This window comes from Micromonospora sp. NPDC048947 (assembly GCF_040649495.1).
Classification (GTDB): domain Bacteria; phylum Actinomycetota; class Actinomycetes; order Mycobacteriales; family Micromonosporaceae; genus Micromonospora; species Micromonospora alfalfae.
This window is the reverse complement of sequence record NZ_JBEZFO010000002.1, coordinates 145,885-165,227: the sequence shown is the minus strand read 5'-3', so window position 1 is coordinate 165,227 and position 19,343 is coordinate 145,885. Positions and strand designations below refer to the sequence as shown.

14 protein-coding genes are annotated in these 19,343 nt (G+C 67.7%); 9 read left to right on the top strand and 5 right to left on the bottom strand.

Going from position 1 to position 19,343, the window contains the following annotated elements; all coding sequences use genetic code 11:
- Positions 1-123: 123 nt before the first annotated feature.
- On the top strand, positions 124-3,057 hold the full coding sequence (locus AB0B98_RS04140) for a transglycosylase domain-containing protein (protein WP_357360792.1): 2,934 nt from the start codon (positions 124-126) through the stop codon (positions 3,055-3,057).
- A 627-nt stretch (positions 3,058-3,684) separates the two neighbouring features.
- Positions 3,685-3,963, top strand: a complete 279-nt coding sequence (locus AB0B98_RS04135) for a transposase (RefSeq protein ID WP_357360790.1) — start codon at positions 3,685-3,687, stop codon at positions 3,961-3,963.
- Positions 3,964-4,791: 828 nt separating this feature from the next.
- Here the strand turns inward: AB0B98_RS04135 and AB0B98_RS04130 are convergent.
- Complete coding sequence (locus AB0B98_RS04130) at positions 4,792-5,286, bottom strand: hypothetical protein (protein WP_357360787.1); 495 nt, start codon at positions 5,284-5,286, stop codon at positions 4,792-4,794.
- A 515-nt stretch (positions 5,287-5,801) separates the two neighbouring features.
- Here AB0B98_RS04130 and AB0B98_RS04125 point away from each other — a divergent pair.
- On the top strand, positions 5,802-7,310 hold the full coding sequence (locus tag AB0B98_RS04125; protein ID WP_357360785.1) for a glycosyltransferase 87 family protein: 1,509 nt from the start codon (positions 5,802-5,804) through the stop codon (positions 7,308-7,310).
- A 140-nt stretch (positions 7,311-7,450) separates the two neighbouring features.
- On the opposite strand, the gene AB0B98_RS04120 is transcribed toward AB0B98_RS04125, so the two are convergent.
- Positions 7,451-9,706 (bottom strand): hypothetical protein, encoded by a 2,256-nt coding sequence (locus tag AB0B98_RS04120; RefSeq protein ID WP_357360783.1) that lies wholly within the window; start codon positions 9,704-9,706, stop codon positions 7,451-7,453.
- Entirely contained in the window at positions 9,703-10,494 is a 792-nt protein-coding gene (locus tag AB0B98_RS04115) for a deoxyribonuclease IV (RefSeq protein ID WP_238670053.1), read from the bottom strand. Before AB0B98_RS04115 ends, AB0B98_RS04120 begins: the two co-directional genes overlap by 4 nt.
- Before the next feature lie 627 nt (positions 10,495-11,121).
- Between AB0B98_RS04115 and rpsF the strand changes: the two genes are divergently transcribed.
- The 4 genes from rpsF (at position 11,122) to rplI (ending at position 12,771) form a co-directional block, all read left to right on the top strand.
- A complete protein-coding gene (gene rpsF / locus AB0B98_RS04110) occupies positions 11,122-11,412 on the top strand; it encodes a 30S ribosomal protein S6 (RefSeq protein ID WP_036391391.1) in 291 nt (96 codons plus the stop codon).
- An 80-nt stretch (positions 11,413-11,492) separates the two neighbouring features.
- On the top strand, positions 11,493-12,029 hold the full coding sequence (locus AB0B98_RS04105) for a single-stranded DNA-binding protein (protein ID WP_181518404.1): 537 nt from the start codon (positions 11,493-11,495) through the stop codon (positions 12,027-12,029).
- Positions 12,029-12,310 (top strand): 30S ribosomal protein S18, encoded by a 282-nt coding sequence (rpsR, locus tag AB0B98_RS04100; protein WP_051723758.1) that lies wholly within the window; start codon positions 12,029-12,031, stop codon positions 12,308-12,310. Before AB0B98_RS04105 ends, rpsR begins: the two co-directional genes overlap by 1 nt.
- 14 nt (positions 12,311-12,324) lie before the next feature.
- Positions 12,325-12,771 carry a 50S ribosomal protein L9 gene (rplI, locus tag AB0B98_RS04095; protein WP_030487689.1) on the top strand — a complete coding sequence of 149 codons (447 nt, stop codon included), beginning with the start codon at positions 12,325-12,327 and terminating at the stop codon, positions 12,769-12,771.
- Positions 12,772-12,921: 150 nt separating this feature from the next.
- On the opposite strand, the gene AB0B98_RS04090 is transcribed toward rplI, so the two are convergent.
- A complete protein-coding gene (locus AB0B98_RS04090) occupies positions 12,922-14,475 on the bottom strand; it encodes a hypothetical protein (RefSeq protein WP_357360781.1) in 1,554 nt (517 codons plus the stop codon).
- Positions 14,476-14,856: 381 nt separating this feature from the next.
- On the opposite strand from AB0B98_RS04090, the gene dnaB reads away from it, so the two are divergent.
- Complete coding sequence (gene dnaB / locus AB0B98_RS04085) at positions 14,857-17,694, top strand: replicative DNA helicase (RefSeq protein ID WP_357360779.1); 2,838 nt, start codon at positions 14,857-14,859, stop codon at positions 17,692-17,694.
- Between the two features lie 260 nt (positions 17,695-17,954).
- Entirely contained in the window at positions 17,955-18,617 is a 663-nt protein-coding gene (locus AB0B98_RS04080; protein WP_357360777.1) for a hypothetical protein, read from the top strand.
- A 45-nt stretch (positions 18,618-18,662) separates the two neighbouring features.
- Here the strand turns inward: AB0B98_RS04080 and AB0B98_RS04075 are convergent, their stop codons facing one another.
- Positions 18,663-19,340, bottom strand: a complete 678-nt coding sequence (locus AB0B98_RS04075; protein WP_357360775.1) for a maleylpyruvate isomerase N-terminal domain-containing protein — start codon at positions 19,338-19,340, stop codon at positions 18,663-18,665.
- Between the last annotated feature and the right edge of the window lie 3 nt (positions 19,341-19,343).

Sequence of the window (19,343 nt, the reverse complement as noted above, 5' to 3'; positions counted from 1 at the left end):
CCGATTGATACGGCAATGACCCTGGTCGGCTGGCACCCCCGTGCCGGCGTCCCGGGTGAAGCAACTCACGGCAACCCGGTGGCGGCGCAGCCGCGCCCCACCGCGACCGGCAGGGTGTGAGGAATGAACTCGTACGGCGATCCCAGTTCTGCGCGCGGACGGACCCAGCACTCGGGTCCAGACGGTGACCCTGGGCCAGGCGCGGACGACGCGTACCGCAGACCCGGCGGTGATTCCGGCGGGAGCGGCTGGTCAGCCTCGGACCGAGGCACGGCAACACCAGGGCGGGCCTCGGTGACGCCGCGGGCTGCCGGTGGTCGCGCCAGTGTCGGCGGTTCCGCCTCGGTGCCGCCGCGTGGCAGCGCGGCCGCCGGATCCGCCTCGGTGGGTTCGGCAGGGAGCGGCCGGGCCGGTCGAGCCTCGGTGCCGGTGTCCCCGGCACCGGGTGTGGCTGCTGGCCGCGCTGGCGCCGGTCGGGCCTCGGTGCCCGTCTCTCCGGCGCCGGGCGCGCCGGCAGGTCGGGCCGCGGTCGGTGCCGCCGCCGTCGGTGCGGCCTCGGTCGGCACCGCGTCGGCGGGTCGGGCCAGCGTCGGTTCCGCATCGGTCGGTGGTCGTGCGGCGGTCGCCCGGGCGAGCGTCTCACCGGTCTCCGGTGGGCCGGGGGGTCCCGGTGGGCCCGGCGGTCCGGGTGGTCCCGGTCGGGGCGGCCGTGGTCCGGGTGACTCGGGCGCCGCGGCGCGTGCGAAGAAGCGCAAGCGGATGAACCTGCTGATCGCCGGGTTCGCCGTCTTCATCATGCTCGCCGGCATCGGCGTGGTCGGGTTCACCTACTACTCGACGAACGTGGTGCTTCCGGACGAGATCACTCCGCCGCAGGCGACGACCCTGTACGCCTTCGACAACAAGACGATCATCGCCAAGGTGGGCGATCAGAACCGGACCCTGGTCACCATCGACCAGATCCCGGAGTACGTGCAGAACGCGGTGGCCGCGGCCGAGGACCGGAACTTCTACCGGCACTCCGGTGTGGACTACAAGGGCATCGCCCGCGCCGGCTGGAACAACCTCTCCGGCGGTGACAAGCAGGGTGCCTCCACCATCACCCAGCAGTACGCGCGCAACGCCTACGACAACCTGAAGGACGACACGTACGCCCGGAAGGTGAAGGAGGCGATCCTCGCCTCCAAGCTCAACGACGAGTACACGAAGCCAGAGATCATGCAGCACTACCTCAACGTGATCTACTTCGGCCGGGGCGCCTACGGCATCGAAGCGGCGGCGCAGACCTACTTCGGCAAGTCGGTGACCAAGCTCAATCCGGCCGAGGGTGCCGTCCTCGCGGCTCTGATCAAGCAGCCCGAACCCAGCTCCACCCACCAGGGATACGACCCGGCGATCAACCCGACCGCGGCCCAGGAGCGCTGGACCTACGTGATCGACGGCATGGTCAAGGAGGGCTGGCTCGGTGTGCCCGGCAAGGAGCCGCGGCCTGCTGAGTACCCGCTGAAGAGCATCAAGTCCCCGAAGAAGGGCGGCATCGGCGTCGACTTCGGCGTCGACACCCCGTACGGCAATGTCATCAACTACGTCCGGCAGGAGATGCGGGACAGGGGAATCTGCGTCGAGAAGGACGCGGAGGTGACGGATGCCAAGCCGCTGTGCTCCCAGGCGCTGATGGCTGGCGGTTACCGGATCCGCACGACCATGGACACCAAGATGCAGGCGGCGGCGGTCGAGACGGTCCAGCGCAAGTCCAAGGGCTCCGAGTTGGCCGGTCAGAAGAGCAACATCATGGCGGCGATGGTAGCGATCGACCCCACCAACGGTCGGGTCGTCGCGTACTACGGCGGTGACAACGGCACCGGCACCGACTACGCCGGCAAGAACACCGACTCCACCGGGGCGATCAGCGGCGGTCACTCGCCCGGTTCAAGTTTCAAGATCTACACGCTGGCGGCGGCCCTCAAGGAGAAGAAGGCGCTCGAGTCACGCTGGAAGGGCAAGGCCTTCAAGCCGGAAGGCACCTTCAAGGTCAGCAACGCGGGCGACGACAACCCTGACTGCGGTAACTCCTGCACGCTGCGGGTGTCCACGCTTCAGTCCCTGAACGTGCCGTTCTACTACGTCACCGAGGAGATCGGCGCGGACAAGGTCGTCGACATGGCCAAGCAGGCCGGCGTCACCACCATGTGGCGTACTGACACCAACCCTGCGAAGGCCTACGACCTGACCAAGAGCGACCCGAAGGACATCACGCCGGAGCCGTTCTTCAACGTGGTCGGCTACGGCCAGTACCCGATCACGGTGCTGGACCACGCCAACGGCGTTGCCACCTTCGCCAACGGGGGTGTCTACAACAAGGCCCACTTCCTGTACTCGGTGGAGAAGCAGAACGCGAACACCGGTAAGTGGGACAAGGTCTACAGCGAGAAGCTCGACTCGAAGCGGCGAATCGAGAGGAGCGTCGTGGACGACGTGACGTCCGTGCTGAAGGACTACCCGGCTGCTGTCAACCACCGGCTCGATGACGGTCGCAAGGCGGCCTCCAAGACCGGCACCTGGGAACTCAAGGACGGCAGTAAGGAGAACGGCGACGCCTGGATGATCGGTTACACGCCACAGTTGGCCACCGCGGTGTGGGTGGGCAACGTGGGGGACCGGAAGCCACTCATCCTCAAGGACGGCCGCAAGGTCAGCGGTGGAAACCTCCCGGGCGACATCTGGGAGCGGTTCATGAACGAGGCGCTGAAGGGCAAACCGAAGGTCGACTTCCCGCCCGCTGCGAACGTCGGCGATCCGGATTCCGGAAACGGTGAAGCGCCTCCGCCTCCGCCCCCACCGCCGCCACCGACCAACCCCGGCGGCCAGGGCCCGCCCTGTAACCCGCTGATCGATCTGTTCTGCAACCCGGGAGGCAACAACCCCGGGGGTGGCGGGAACCCTGGGGGCAATCCCGGCGGGAACCCGGGAGGTAACCCCGGAGGCAATCCCGGCGGTGGTGGAACAGGTGGTGGCGGTGGCGGGCTGCTGCCCAGCCTGCCACCCAACCGGGACTGACCCACACCAACGCACGACGCCGCCGCTGGCCGGACGACCTGTCCCGGCCGGCGGCGGCCTTTTGTGCCCGAAACTTCGCGCCGGGACAGGACGGGCACCCCGGTCCCACGGAGATGCGTGGCAGCCAGACCCCAGTCGTCCCCGTGCCGCCCTGCCCACGTGGTATATGCGGCGAGCGAGGACCGCAAGCGCCGCATTCTTCGACAAAAGAGGCCCTTGAGCCTCGGTTTTTATTGATGCCCACGCGAGGTTCCTGGCCCACACGGGTCATCCTTGGGATGCCCGAAGGCAGTGCTTCCGCAGGGATGGGTTGATTCAGTTGCTCGATCGACGTGTGAGGTGAGGGGACATGGGTTGGGCTGGCAGACGCCGAAGCCGAACGGTGGGGCCTGTTCGGCGCCGGGGTAAGCAGCCTGGGTCGCCGGGTCGACGTTTGCGCTGCTGCCGACCCGGATCGCCTGGTGGTTCACCGGCCGGACCGGTGTGTTAACCCGGTCTGCGGTGCGGATCTTGGCGACACGGTGAAGTTCGCCCGCCAGCGGGCGCAGGTGTTCGAATTGCCGGAGCCGAAGATCGTGGTCACCGAGCATCTGCCCGTGGCGGCGCGGTGCTGGTGCCCGCTGGTTAGTGAGGCGGCGCGGCCGGCGGGGCACCCAGTATGGCCCGAGTGTGAAGGCTGCAGCGGTGTATGGGTGTGGGGCGCAGTTCCTGCCGTTCGCGCGGGTCTCACGGCTGCTGGGTAATCTGTGCGGCGCGCGCGTCTCGACGGGGTTCGTGCACGCGGTGGTCACCGAAGCAACCCGCAGGCTGGGCCGGTTTACCTCACACCTAGCCGCGTTGCTGCACCTGGAGAAGGTACTGCACGTCGATGCGACATCGACCCGCCTTGATGGTGGGTTCAAGTAGGTGCACGTGGCCTGCACCCCGATGCCGACGTCGTTCCACGTCGGCGGCCGCAGTAAGGCCGACATCGACGTCGGTGGGGTGCTACCCGGCTTCGACGGCACCATCGTGTGGGACGGCTACGCCGCCTACCAGCACCTGCGCTACGCCGAGTCACGTAAGGGCGTGCTACGCCGGCGCCTGCAGCCGCCAGCAGAACCAGCCCGACCGCCACAGGGAGGCGTCGAAGACCGGCAAGCCGGTCGAACGTTTCCACACCCACCGCGGCATGATCCTGCGATTCGTGATCGACCTGGCCGTGCCGTCCACCAACAACCAGGGCCGAACGTGATCTTCGCCCCTGGCGCACCCTGCAAGGACTGTTGGACTTTGCCGCGGTCCGGTCTTATTTGTCCACTGCCACCAAACAGCGCCAGGACGCACTCGACGTGCTCAAACAACTGTTCACAGCCGGATCGTGGATGCCCGCAGTGATCTCAAGCTGAATACGTACCGGCTATCGCGAGGATCGCTACTCCTGCTGATGTTCGCCAAGTTTCTGGTGGTGGATAAATTCGCATAAACCAGCACTTCTTCGATGCTGGAACTTTCAATTCATCCGAGGGTCCTAGTGACGGCGCTCTTCGTCGTCTGGACTCATGCGACGAAGAACACCGTCACTATTGCGCGACGAATGACTGAGAAATACAAAACATAGCGACGACCGCGCCTGTTGGGCTGTGGAAGCACGACTTCGAATTTACTCAGGCTTGGCGCAAGAACTATTAGTGAGGGCTACAGGAAGGCGGTTTGCCCTAACTAAAATAGAGCTACTCGCCCTAACGGCTAAGCTCAGTATGCAACCAATCCAGCACCGCGCCGATCAAAGTCGACGTAGAACTCCGTGCCGTCGAGCACGTTGGACGCGATTACCTTCCAGCTTCCGACCGGCACCCACTTCAGGCCGTTGCATGTCCCGGTCCGACGGTAGCAAACCTGAGCGTACACCCCCCGATCACTGGGCTTCAGGTTGATGTCACCGCAGGATGACGTGGTCTTGGCGTATCCGGAATATGGCCACGTGAAAGAGTCGTTCATGTCGGCGTAACTCTTTGCGTTGCCGTAACATGATTGGATCACTGCAGTCTCGTTCGCGCCCACTTCAGGCGCGGACTGTAGGGCCACCTTTTGCGTGGAAAGCAGATTCGCCTTGCCAGCTGCACTGGCGTGGGCGGGGCCGGCCAGCATGAGAGTAGTCATGCATGCGATAGCAGTTGAGATTGCCACGGTCGATGGCTTCTTTCTCCACATGGCAGAAAGGGTATCGATCATGTCCTTTGTTGTCAAGCTCAAAGTTTCGGTGTGCTATTCGTGGAAGTGGCGGCTGGGTTGAGGTAGCTTCGATGACGCTGTCCGCATCTCTTCTGTGTGAGCTTCTGTCGCTAGTGGGAGTGTAAGCGGGCGTTCAAGCATTCGATTGGAAAGCTGCTATTGGCTAGGGGTTTGAGGTGCTGGTTAGGCACGTCGCTAAGCGGTTTCCTTCGTGAGGCCTTGACGTCTTCGGATCGACTGCGTTGGGTTATGCTAGCCCCGTGAGGTGAGCGCGCGAACGGGGTGATCTAATGGCGCAGGGTCCTGAATGGCATGGCACGTCGATTTCGGCGCCCTCGGCCTTTTTGCGTCAACTTGTAGTGATGCCGTATCTGGCCAATTCACGTCTCAGGCTGACTGGTATCAGGTGTACGAATGACCCTCATGTTGTCTCAATAAGTACCAAATTAGTGGAAATCGGTGAGCGACGCGGGACCAGTCAGGCATAGATTGGTGGTCCGCACTCGTGCCGTACGGCAGGATGCCTCTTCATGAGCACCCAGTCGACGCCCGGCATCGACGACGCCGGAACCACTGATCACCCGTCCCGCTCCGACGGGTTCGTCCGCGGCATCTCCAACGTCATCGGCGGCCCGCTGGGCGACCACGCGACAGCGCTGGACCGGCCGGCCGGTCGGGAGCGTCGCTTCTGGACTGCTGTGCGGATCGTGCTGGCGTTGGCGTGCGTCACGCTCGCCCTGCACTGGGTGCAGAAATCGCCCTGCCAGGACGGCGCCTGGCAGAACAACGTCCAGTACACCCGGTTCTGCTACACCGACGTCCTTGCCCTCTACTACGCCGAAGGGCTCAACGAGGGCAAGGTGCCCTACCGTGACCACCCGGTCGAGTACCCGGTGCTGACCGGCTACTTCATGGGGGCGCTGGGCCTGCCGGTGCACGCCATCGGCGACGGCGACCCGAGCATCAACCAGGGTCAGTGGTTCTACAACCTCAACGCGCTGGTGCTGGGCGCGCTCGCTGTGGCCACTGTGGCGGTGATCCTGGCGTTGCGCCGCCGACGACCCTGGGACGCGGCGATGTTCGCACTCGCCCCGGCACTGGTGCTCACCGCCACCGTCAACTGGGACCTGCTCGCCATCGGGCTGGCCGCCTTCGGCCTGCTGGCCTGGGCTCGAAAACGACCGGCGGTGGCCGGCGTACTGCTCGGGTTGGCCGGCGCGGCGAAGCTCTGGCCGCTGTTCCTGCTCGGGCCGATCCTCATCCTGGCGCTACGGGCCGACCGGGTTCGTGCCGCGCTCGTCGCCATCGGGACGGCGATCGCGGCAGTGGTGCTGGTGAACCTGCCGGCCGCCCGCGCCTACCCGGAGAACTGGGACCGGTTCTTCGAACTGAACACCACCCGACCGATCGACTGGGGCACGCTCTGGTACATCGGGCGCTACCTGGACGGCAAGGTCGGCAACGACCCCGCCAAGCTCGGCCCGTTCGAGTGGCTCAACGCCAACATCCCGACCCTCAACACCGTCTCGTACGCACTGTTCGGGCTGGCCTGCCTCGGTATCGCCGTGCTGGCGCTGCGGGCGCCGCGCCGACCGCGGCTGGGTCAGCTCGCCTTCCTGGTGGTGGCGGCGTTCCTCATCTTCAGCAAGGTCTGGTCGCAGCAGTTCGTGCTCTGGCTGCTTCCGCTGGTCGTGCTGGCCCGGCCGAAGTGGGGCGCGTTCCTGGCCTGGCAGATCGCCGAGGTCTGCTACTTCGTCGCCTTCTACGGGGAACTGCTCGGCGCGGCAACCAGCAAGCCGGTCTTCCCGGAGGGGGTGTTCGTGCTGGCCTCGACGTTGCGACTGGCCACTGTGGTGGTGCTCTGCGTGTTCGTCGTCAAGGAGATCCTGCACCCCGAGCAGGACGCGGTGCGGGCCACCTACCCGGACGACCCGGACGGTGGCGTCCTCGACGGCGCCCCGGACGCACCCTGGATAGACCGCTGGCGCCGCAGAGAGACAACCAGCGAATCCCAACCCGAGCCCGTCGCAACCACCTGACCCAAGGCCGACCGCGGCCTGGACCAGGTCAGGGTTTTCGGGGGAGCCCGCCCGGCGCAGGGATCAAGCCTGACCGCCGGAGCCGGGTGGGTTCCCCCGAAAACCGCCTCAGCGAGTAGTCGCGACGAGCCGCCAGAGCTTCAGAGGCGGAACACCACGGCGTCTCCGACCTCCTGCCGGCTGATGCCGAGCGACTCGACCGGCGCGTCGATGGTGATCTCCCAGGGTGTGCCGGTCACCTGGCCGCGCAGCAGCACCACGGTGCGGACGCCGAGCGTACGCAGGTAGTCGATGCTGGTCTGGTCCGGGAACGACTGGCTCACCCGACGGACGTCGTCGAGCTGGCGCGGCGTGAAGCCGCTACCGCCGTTGACGACGTCGGGGAACCCGCTGGTCGACCAGAGCATCACGTGCTGGTCCAGGCTCTGACTGCTGGGCAGCACCAGCATCGGCCCCTCCGCCGAACGCATCGCCGCCGGCTGGGTCGGCACCACCGGATGTGGCGTGGTGTTCAAACCTTCGACGGTGACCAGGAGCAACGGCAGCAGGGTGGCCGTCCGCAGCCACGGCCCCGGCCACGACGGAATTCGTTGCGCCGTCAGCTCGCGGACCCGGTCGGTGAGGGCGGTGACCGCGCCCGCCGCGAGCAGGCCGAGCAACAACGTGGTCCAGAGCATCAACCGCCCGGGGGTACGCAGCGCACTCCAGCCCGGCAGATGCTCGAAGAGGGGCACGTAGGTGAAGGTCCCGTCGAAGAAGCGGGTGCCCATCGCGAAGGCCATGGTCACCAGCACCCCGGCGAGCAGCAGCAGTCGGTGCCGCAGCCGCCACACCGAGAAGAGCAACCCGCCCGCGGCGAGCGCGTAGAGCACGAAGCCCGGCAGCAGGGTCATCTCCGGGTGCCACGGCAGCGCTTCCCGGGCACCCTCGTGCAGCCCACCCCAGATCCGCGACTCCCCGGGCGCCGTCACGAAGCCCGACGCCGGTGGCGAGAAGAGGCTGATGTCGCCGATGGTGCGCTCGGCGTACGGGTGCAGCTCGGTCACCTTGAAGAACGGGAACGCCATCAGCAGACCGACACCGGCGAACAACACCCCGCCGAGCACGTCGGCGGCGAACAACCGGCGACCGAACGGCACGGCCTGCCCGGTGCGCAGCCGCCGTGCGAAGAACAGGACGGCAGTGACCAGCACCGCGCCGGCCAGGAAGTACGCGAATGGCAGCCCGATGCCGAAGCCGAGGCTGAGTTGCCAGGCCGCCACCAGCCAACCCGCGTAGACCCATCCGTCATGCCGGCGCTCCGGCCGGTAGCCGTGACGCAGCGACCACCCGTGCCCGCGCGCCAACATCGCCAGCGCCAGCGGAATGCCCCCGTTGGAGAGCACGTGCAGGTGCCCGGCCTGGGCCAGCAGCCACGGCGCGTAGGTGTAGCTCACGCCCGCGACCGCCGCACCGATCCGGCCGGCCCCGAGCTGTCGGGCCAGCGCGTACGCCCCGAGCGTGGCGAGCGCGTGCGCCAGCACGAACATGATGTTGTAGCGCAGCACGGCGTCCTCGGGACCGCTGCCGAGCATCCCGGCCGGGGCGTACCCGAGCAGCGTGTCGGAGAACGCGAAGCTCCACAGCTCGGGGAAGAACGTGTTCGACTGCCACAGCCGCGCCGGCTCCGCCAGCAGGATGTGCCCGGACCAGGCCATCTGCCAGGCTTGCAGGCTCGGGTCCCAGTAGTCCTGCGGAAGGGTGTAGCGCGGATAGCGCAGCGTCGGCCAGGTCATCAACACGGCCAGTGCCAACGCGCCGAGGGCGGCCAGGGTCCACTCGTGGATCAGGAACCGCCCGACCGCCCGGCCCGCCCGACTGAAGATGGAGGGCCGTGGCTCCGGGGCGGAGGCGAACGCCTCCCAACGCTCCGGGCCGGCCGGCTTCGCCTCGCTGTCAGCCTTGTCCGTACCGTCGGCGCCGTCCGCCTTCGCGCCCTTGGCCGGGTCGCTGTCCTTGGATGAGCCGGTGCCCTCGGCAGTGCTGGCGCTGACCGTGGTGCCGCCCTCGGCGGCAACCTGCTCGGCCGCGGCGTTCCGCTTGGTCGTGGCGCTCTGCGTGTTGGTCGTGGTGCTCTGCATGGCCGCGGCGTCCTGCCTGTCGCCGGGGCGGGTCGCGTCCCCGGCGGGACCGTTCGTCGTGGGGTCGGCCTCGGGATCGCCGTCCGGGGTGGTTCCGGTCGCTGCGCCGTCGCCAGTTGGCGGCTGGGTAGCCGTGGTCCCGGCGGGGGCCTTGTCGGAGGTCGGAGCCGGTTGGGTGGGGGTGCCGGCTGCGGCCGTGGTGGCGGGTTGACTCTCGGCGGCCGCGCCGGTGGAGGTGGGCCGGGCGTTGCCGGTCCCTGGCTGTCCGCTCGTCATGCCGCCGAGCTCTCCGCTCCGAGCTGCTCACGCAGAAAGTCGATGTCGGCGGCCTGGCCGGTCACACCGCCCGGTGTCTCGACGACCACCGGCGCGCCGGCCGCCCGGATCACCGCCACCACCAGTTCCGGGTCGATCGTCCCGCCGCCCAGGTTGTCGTGACGGTCCTGGCCGGAGTTGAAGGCGCCCTTGGAGTTGTTGGCGTGCACCAGGTCGATCCGCCCGGTGATCGCCTTGACCCGGTCGACCACGCCGAGCAGCTCCTCGCCGCCCGCGTGCGCGTGGCAGGTGTCCAGGCAGAAGCCGACCTCGTAGTCACCGATCGCGTCCCAGAGTCGGGCGAGCGCGTCCAGCCGTCGGGCGCAGGCGTTGTCGCCGCCAGCGGTGTTCTCGATCAGGACCGGTACGCCGAAGCCGCCGGAGTCCGCCGCATACGCGAAGGTCTTGCGCCAGTTGTCGAAGCCGACGGCCAGGTCGTCGCCGGCGTTGACGTGCCCACCGTGGACGATCAGGCCCTTGGCGCCGATGGCGGCGGCGGCGTTGGCGTGCCCGAGCAGGAGCTTGCGGCTCGGGATCCGGATGCGGTTGTTGAGCGTGGCCACGTTGATGACGTAGGGCGCGTGCACGTAGAGGTCGACCTCGGCCTCGCGCAGCCGCTGGGCATCTTCGCGAGGCTTGGGCGCCTTCCAACCCTGTGGGTCGGCGAGGAAGAACTGCACGGTCTCGGCGGACCGGGCGGCCGCCTCCGCCAGCGGGTCGGTCGAGTCGACGTGGGCTCCGATACGCATGCGAGCGAGCCTACGTCGAGCCCCCGACCGGCGGGGCGACGGCCGGGGCGGTGTCGCGTCACCGGAGGGACCGACGGTCGTTGATGGGTGTGAACCGGCGACCAGCATCCCGGTGCCGCCAGCGGCGCGAGCGTCGCACACGGCGACCGGCGGTCGACGGCCGACAGCGAGGTCACCCCGCGGCGCGGCCCGGCGCAGCGGGGGCGACCCCATCGCACACGGATACCGAGCGACCACGAATCTCGGAAAATTGTGCTTTTCCCCCCGACAAGGTACGAGTGCTGTTGTATCGTCAGATAACAACACGATAAAGCTCCGCGGGGCGTCTTCGGTCCAACCTCATCGGTGTGGTCGTTCCTCCCCAGGTCCCACCCAAGGAATGCGGACCGGACGCCCCGCGGCCTCGTAGACGGGGGCCCACCACCGACCAGTTGACGGTCGGACGGTGGGCCCCCGTCGGCACGTCCGGGCGCGGACCCGACCACCCCGGGCATGATCGTTGGGACCGGGTATCCTGGTCAGGTTGTCCGCGTCCGGCCGGGTTCCCTCGGCGCGTGCGGGCAGCGACACAAGACCTCCTGCCACGGAAGGACCGTGGCCGCTTAGCCCACAGGAGGTGAGCACGTCTTGCGTCACTACGAACTAATGGTCATCCTCGACTCCAGCCTCGAGGAGCGCACCGTCGCACCGTCGCTCGACACGTACCTGAACGTGATTCGGACCGCGGGTGGCTCGGTTGAGAAGACCGACGTGTGGGGCCGCAGGCGCCTCGCGTACGAGATCAACAAAAAGGCCGAAGGCATCTACGCCGTCATCGACCTGCAGGCTACGCCTGCTGCGGTGGCCGAGCTGGACCGTCAGCTCCGGCTCAACGAGTCCGTGCTGCGCACCAAGGTCATCCGACCGGAAATGCGCTAGAGCATCCAACCCCGGTTCGTCCGGATCAGCCTCCGCGACTCTGTCGTACGGCTCTGCGAGCCTGTACGACGAGACGCTGAGTGCGCGAGGAGATGGTCATGGCAGGAGACACCACCATCACGGTCATCGGCAATCTGACCGATGACCCCGAGTTGCGGTTCACCCCCTCCGGGGCTGCGGTCGCCAAGTTCCGAGTCGCTTCGACGCCGCGTTTCATGGACAAGGCGTCGAACGAATGGAAGGACGGCGAGCCGCTGTTCCTCGCATGCACCGTGTGGCGGCAGGCCGCCGAGCACGTCGCCGAGTCGCTGCAGCGTGGCGCTCGGGTGATCGTGTCGGGCCGGCTGCGTCAGCGGTCGTACGAGACCCGCGAGGGTGAGAAGCGCACTGTCATCGAGCTTGAGGTCGACGAGATCGGCCCGTCGCTGCGCTACGCCACGGCGAAGGTGCAGAAGATGTCCCGCTCCGGCGGCGGTGGCGGCGGCTTCGGTGGCGGCGGTGGCGGTGGCAACCAGGGTGGCGGCGGAGGAAACTTCGACGACCCCTGGGCTTCAGCTGCACCCTCTCCCGCGCGTGCCGGTTCGGGCGCCAATTTTGACGAGGAGCCACCGTTCTAATGGCGCCTAGCGCTCGCGATCGCAAACCAGGAGCACGTGCAACGGCCAAGGCTGCGGCACTGCGCAAGCCCAAGAAGAAGGTGAACCCGCTCGACAAGGACGGGATCGCCTACATCGATTACAAGGACACCGCGCTGCTGCGCAAGTTCATCTCCGATCGCGGCAAGATCCGCGCTCGTCGGGTGACCGGCGTGACCTCGCAGCAGCAGCGGCAGATCGCCCGTGCGGTCAAGAACGCCCGTGAGATGGCGCTCCTGCCGTACACGGCCACCACCCGCTGAGAGGAGGCACCGATATGAAGATCATCCTGACTCAGGAAGTGTCCGGCCTCGGTGCCCCGGGCGACATCGTCGAGGTCAAGAACGGCTACGGCCGTAACTACCTGCTGCCGCAGGGCTTCGCGATCGTCTGGACCAAGGGCGCGGAAAAGCAGGTCACGGTCATCAAGCGGGCCCGTGGGGCCCGCGAGATCCGCGACCTCGACCACGCCAACGAGGTCAAGGCTCAGCTCGAGGGTCTCAAGGTCAACCTGAAGGTCCGCGCCGGCGACGGCGGACGGCTCTTCGGCTCGGTCACTCCGGCCGAGATCGTCGACGCCGTCAAGGCCGCCAGCGGCCCGGTCCTCGATCGTCGCCGGCTGGAGGTGCCCGGTCACATCAAGTCGATCGGCGCCTACCCGGTGAAGATCAAGCTGCACCCCGAGGTGACAGCGTCGTTCAACCTGAACGTCGTTCAGGGCTGACGTCCGCAACACCACCACGAGGGCCCGCACCGAGCGATCGGTGCGGGCCCTCGTGCGTACGTGGTCCGACCCGGCACCGCCCGGGCCCGCCGATGGGTACGCGTCGTCCACACCCTCGGTGGAGCTGCCCCGACCGCGACAAAACCGCGGTCACCCGATGGGCTGGCCCGTCACCGCGCTGATCAGCACAGTGGAGAGGCCACCGCCCACCACTGCGGCGGCAACAGCGATGGTCGCCGAGCGCCACGTCGTACCCACCCGTCGCAGTAGCGCCGCCACCACCAAACTGCTCACCAGAGCCAAACCGAAGCGCGGCGAACCGGCCACCAGTGACTCCAGCGCGCGCGACCGGGCGGACTCACACCCGCCCCCGCTGATGTCGGTCACACAACCAGCCGGCGCCTGGCTGTCCAACGTCAACAGCCAAACGAAGATCAGCATCGCCGGCACCAGGTAACAGGCCGCCGTGTACAGCAGAGGCCGGACCGACCCACCCGGATCCGGATCCAGCAGGTCGTCCTCCAGACGCCTCGCCCAGGCACCCGTGGCCGCCGACTCGACCCGCCGACGTACCGACGCCGTTCCCACCGCCGGCCGCTCCGCCCGACGCCGTGGCGTACCCGCACGCGGCGCGCCAGTACGCGGCGCAGGAGCGCTGCGCGGCCGTGGGGCGGTGTATCCCACCACCGGAGACCGCGGCGCCGACGTCGTCGGATCCATCCAACGCGGGTCGTCATCAGCCAACCGAGTGCCGGACCAGAACCCGTCTTCCCGACTCGGCCACCCCTCGGCCGCCACCGAGCGATCGGAGCGCGGCGCCAGCGTACGGTCCCACTGATCGTCCTCGATCGCGGACCGCTCCCACTGGCCGGTGCGGTCCGACCGTTCCCAGCCACCGACGCTCTCCACCGCCGACCACTGCCCGCTCAGATCCCCGCCGTCCGCGCCGGCCGTCGGCGGCCACGCGTGCACGCCAGAGGCGTCCCACGGGTCCACAGCAGGCGGGTACGACGGTTCGGGCTCCACCGCCTGGTCCGATCCGCGGGCCCACGGGTCGGCCGCCGGACGGGACCAGGACTCCTCCGCCGCACGGCGGCTACGCCGGCTGGGACGGCTCGGCTCCTGCTCCGGCACCTGCTCGCCAGGAGTTGACTCGGGCTCCCCGCCCGACCAGATCACCTGCGGACGGCCAACGGGCGCGCGGCGGGGCCGCCGGTCCGAAACAGAGCCAGAGACCGGCTCGTCCTCCCCGGCGTCGGCGCGTCGACGGCCGGCATACCCCTGGTCCTGCGGCCGGTCGAGCGTCCACTCGCGGGTGTGGTCCGAGTCTGGCGCCGGGCCGATCGCTGCCTGCTCCCGTCGGCGCGGCTCGCTGCCGCGCCGCCGACCACTCGACGACTCGGCAGACCGTCGGCCTGCCCCCGAGACCGGCCGCTCGGGCTCGTCCTCGTCGTCGTCCGGTGCCGCGTGCCGGCCACCGCCGTCCGCGTGCCGGACCCCTGACTCCAGCGCCCACCGGGGCAGGTAGGCGTCGACAGGCTCGTCCTGGCCGCGGTCCAGGGCACGCCGCCGGCTCGAGGTGCGGTAGCGCCCGTCCTCGTCGTACGGATCAACCGGAACAGACGCCGCGCGGTCACCCCACGAGGCGGTTGGCTGGCGCTCGCGCGGGCTGCCATCGCCGCGTCCCCAGTCCCGGTAATTCACGGCCGGAGTGTGACCCTTCTGAACCGAAAGCGGAATCCGCTGTCCAGGTGTAGCCGTTCGCTGGAGATAGTACGGGACGATCGTGTCACAGGCCCGACCGAAATATTCTCCTCCACAGGCTGGGGAGCATGTCTTCGCAGGTCAGCGACTTATAGCCGAGAATTCCCCAATGGTTATCCACAGGCTGTGCACACGCTGCGCACATGCTGTCCACCGGGATCCACAGGTTGTCCCGAGGCTCGTCCACCGGCGTTGTTGAGTCTCTGACCTCGGGGTCCGTATGGTTGGCCCTCGACCGCCGGCGATGGCCCCCGATCGACCGGCCCGGTCGGAGGAGAAGTGTCGTACCCCAGCGATAGAGCTGGGGTTGGAACCGGTGCAGTGGAGGGGGGACCCGTGTCGGTCACCGACGACATGCGGGCAGAGCCACGCTCCGGCGGAGGCCAGCCACCCGCGCAGCGCGACGGCCAGTTCGACAAGACCCCGCCCCAGGACGTCGCGGCCGAGCAGTGCGTCCTCGGCGGCATGCTGCTCTCCAAGGACGCCATCGCCGACGTCGTCGAGATCCTCAAGACCAACGACTTCTACCGGCCGGTGCACGCCACCATCTTCGACATCATCCTCGACATCTACGGCCGGGGTGAGCCGGCCGACTCGATCACTGTCGCGGCGGCGCTCGCCGACTCCGGGGACCTGGTACGCATCGGTGGCGCGCCGTACCTGCACACGCTCATCGCCAGCGTGCCCACCGCCGCCAACGCGGCGTACTACGCCCGCATCGTCAGCGAGCGGGCCGTGCTGCGCCGACTGGTCGAGGCCGGCACGAAGATCGTGCAGCTGGGCTACGGCACCGCCAGCGGCGGCAGCCGCGACGTGGACGACGTGGTCGACCTCGCCCAGCAGGCCGTGTACGACGTCACCGAGCGGCGGGTCAGCGAGGACTTCGCGATCCTGGCCGACATGTTGCAGCCGACCCTGGACGAGATCGAGGCGGTGGGGGCGACCGGCGGCATGATGACCGGCGTGCCGACCGGCTTCAGCGACCTGGACCGACTGCTCAACGGCCTGCACGCCGGGCAGTTGATCATCGTGGCCGGCAGGCCGGGTTTGGGCAAGGCGCTCGCGCTCGACACCCCACTGCCGACCCCGGACGGCTGGACCACGATGGGCGAGGTCAAGGCGGGCGATCGGCTACTGGCCGCGGACGGCTCTCCGACCCTTGTCACACACGCCTTCGACGTGATGCGCGACCGCCCCTGCTACGAGGTCGAGTTCTCGGACGGCACCGTCATCGTGGCGGACGCGGAGCACCTGTGGAAGACGACCACGCGGGCGGCCCGGCGGCAGGAACCGGCGCGGCAGAGGCGGCACTGGCCCGAATCGTCGCTGGCCAACGTGCGTGCGGCACATCAGCGGCTGAGCTCGCTGGGGAACCAGCCGATCACGCTCTTCGACACGATTGAGCAGGTTGGGCCGGAGTTCCGGCATGTCCTGCACACCGTCGCCCGTGAGGTCGGGTCGGTTGGCCGGATCAGCCGTCCCATTGTCCGCAACGGCAAGCCACAGAACTGGACTGCACCGGGCTACCCGGCCGGTCCGCTTCTGGGCACGCTTCTTCAACGAGCCGAGCGGGAGGTCAATGCCGGCAGCCGGGCCGACCACGACGGCGTTGTCACCACCGCCCAGATCGCGGCCACGCTACGTACTGGCACCGCCCAGCGACGGCTCAACCATGCCGTACGGAATTGCGCTCCCATCCAACTCCCGGACCGTGAGCTGCTGGTTCCGCCCTACACCTTGGGAACATGGCTCGGTGACGGGCACAGCGGCGCCAGCCGCTTCACCACGGCAGATCCGGAGATGGTCGCGCACGTCGAGGCGGACGGCTTCGTCGTGCGGCCCAGCGGGCCGATGGTCTACACCATTCTGCCGCAGCCCACTTCCACTGCTCCGGGGAACGGTGTCTGCGTGGACTGTGGCGGTTCCACCAGGGCATTGCGTGAGAATCCAGCGACGAGGAAGTGTGCCGACTGCCGTCACCGGAATGGTTCCTTCCTTGGGTTGCTGCGTCAGATCGGGGTAGCGGGGAACAAGCACATCCCGGGCGTCTATCTGCGCGCCTCGGAGGCTCAGCGCAGGGCGTTGCTCGCTGGGCTGATGGACACCGATGGGACCGTCGCCCCCTCCGGCAACCTGCAGTACACGTCGACTTCAAAGCGGCTGGCTGATGACGTACGCGAACTCGTCGTCAGTCTCGGCTACCGCTGCACTGTCAACGCGAAGCCGGTGCGGGGCCGCACCCCCGAGTCGTCGATCGCGTACACGCTGAACTTCTCCACCCCGGATGTCATCTTCCGGCTCAGGCGGAAACAGGATGCGCACGCCGAACGCCGCCGCACCACCTCCGACGTTCGAACCACCTCGCGGTTCATCGTCGATGTTCGGCCGGTCCCCAGCGTTCCTGTGCGGTGCGTGACAGTCGACAACGACGAACACCTGTACCTGGCCAGTCGGGCGATGATCCCTACCCACAACAGCACGGCTAGCATGGACTTTGCCAGAAATGCCGCTATTCGCGCCAATCAGGCGGCAGCCATCTTCTCGCTGGAAATGAGCAAGGTCGAGATCGTCATGCGGCTGCTCTCCGCCGAGGCGCGGGTGCCGCTGCACGTGCTGCGCAGCGGTCAGCTCTCCGACGACGACTGGACCAAGCTGGCCCGGTGCATGGGTGAGATCAGCGAGGCGCCGCTCTTCGTCGACGACACGCCGAGCATGAACCTGATGGAGATCCGGGCCAAGGCTCGGCGGCTCAAGCAGCGGCACGACCTCAAGATGATCGTGGTCGACTATCTCCAGCTGATGACCTCACCGAAGCGCACCGAGAGTCGTCAGCAGGAGGTCGCGGACCTGTCCCGTGGCCTCAAGCTGTTGGCCAAGGAGGTCGAGTGCCCGGTGATCGCGGTCAGCCAGCTGAACCGTGGCCCCGAGCAGCGCACCGACAAGCGACCTCAGCTGTCCGATCTGCGTGAATCAGGATCAATTGAGCAAGATGCCGATGTTGTCATCCTTCTGCATCGCGACGACTACTACGACAAGGAGTCGCCGCGGGCCGGGGAGGCGGATTTTATAATTGCTAAGCATCGAAATGGCCCCACCGATACCGTGACCGTTGCGGCCCAATTGCATCTATCGAGATTCGTGGACATGGCCATCGGATGAGCGATACGGGTTTTCGCCTTTCGGCGGCGCAAATCGAGGCGGCCGTTGAACGTGCGCAGACGGGCGAAAGCCTAACTCGAATTGCAAACTCGTATGGCATCAGCAGGCAGGCTGTCCGTGGCCTACTGAAAAGGCGAGGCGTACCCGCTCGGTCGAGGGCGAAGTTGGCCGAACCGGAACGCGCAGAGGCGGTCAGACAATACGCCGAAGGTCGGTCCATAGCCGAGGTGGCGAAGAACTTTGGGTTCACGGAGCCAGGGATGCGCGGCTTGTTGGTGCGCCGTGGCGTTGCCCTCCGGAGGACCGTTCACACGCTTCGGCACGACGCGTTCGACCTGTTGACACCAGAAGCCTGCTACTGGCTGGGGTTTCTCTTCGCCGACGGGTGTGTGACCTACCGGACGGGCCATCTCCCGCAGGTCTCCGTTGGGCTTGCCCGGCGGGACCGCGAACACCTTGTATCGCTGCGAACCTTCCTGGGTTCGACCAGTAGCATCTCGGCACCAAGTCCAACACACGGCTCATGCCAGTTCTCGGTGCGCTCGACCCGCCTTGCAGAGCGCATGATGGCGCTGGGGAGGTATGACGGACCGCTCGACGAGCGGCTGACCGAATCACGCGACTTCTGGCGCGGTGTCGTCGACGGCGATGGCTCAATCGGTCAATACCGCCGACCAAATCCTAGTCAATCGACGTTCTCTCAGTTCAGGTTGGTGGGCAGCAAGCGCCTACTCGATTCGTTTGCGGCCTTCCTGAAGAGCAACGATATAAATGGTCTTTCTGTTCGCCCGCACAAGACGATCTACACGATCGGCACAACCTGCGCGCCTGCCGAGAAAATAGTGGCGATGCTGTACGCGGAAGCGACCGTCGCGTTGGCGCGGAAAGCCGAGATCGCAGAGAAAATGCTCGGCGGTCGATAGTGCCTTCGGCTTGATCTTGTTTCTCTCAGCAGGAACGGTTGCGGGTCAGCCGAGCAGTGGGAACCAGCCTGCCGACTCACCCAGTTCCAGCCGGTCCCGGTCGGTCAGCGGTACGCGCCCGGTGGCCTTCAGCAGGAAGTCGTTGTCGTCCCAGGCGCTGGGTCGAACGGTGTCGTCGCTGAGCAGGCCGTCCATTGTCGCCACCGCGACGCGTACCGCCAGTGGGCCGGGCGGCGGCGCGTCGGGCACTTCCAGCGTCAGGTCCAGGTGGTGGACCGCGGCCTCGGTGGTCAGGGTCGCGAGGAAATCCGGTACGCGTAGCACGTGTCCCTGGGTGGTCACGTACCCCTCGGGGTTGGCTGACGCGGCGGCGCGGACCGCCGCCGGGGCGGTGTCCCGCCAGAGCGCGACGATCCCGGTCGGGCGGTCGAAGGCGGCAGCCGATCGGCGGACCCACCAGGCGTGCCGGGCGGCTTTGTCGTCGCTGCCGGGAAAGTCACGCCAGTAGCTCACGTCGTCGACGTCGGCGGGACCGTCGACGGGGCTGGCCAGTGCGACGAGTGCCCGCTGGGCGTCGCCGAGCACGTGCAGGAGCAGGTCGGCGATGAGCCAGCCCCGGCAGCGGGTGGCTCGTTGCAGGCCGGCATCGTCCAGGCGACCGACCACCGCGGTGATGCCGTCGTACGCCTGGGCCAGCGCCTCGTCCGGTTGGATCGCGGTCATGCG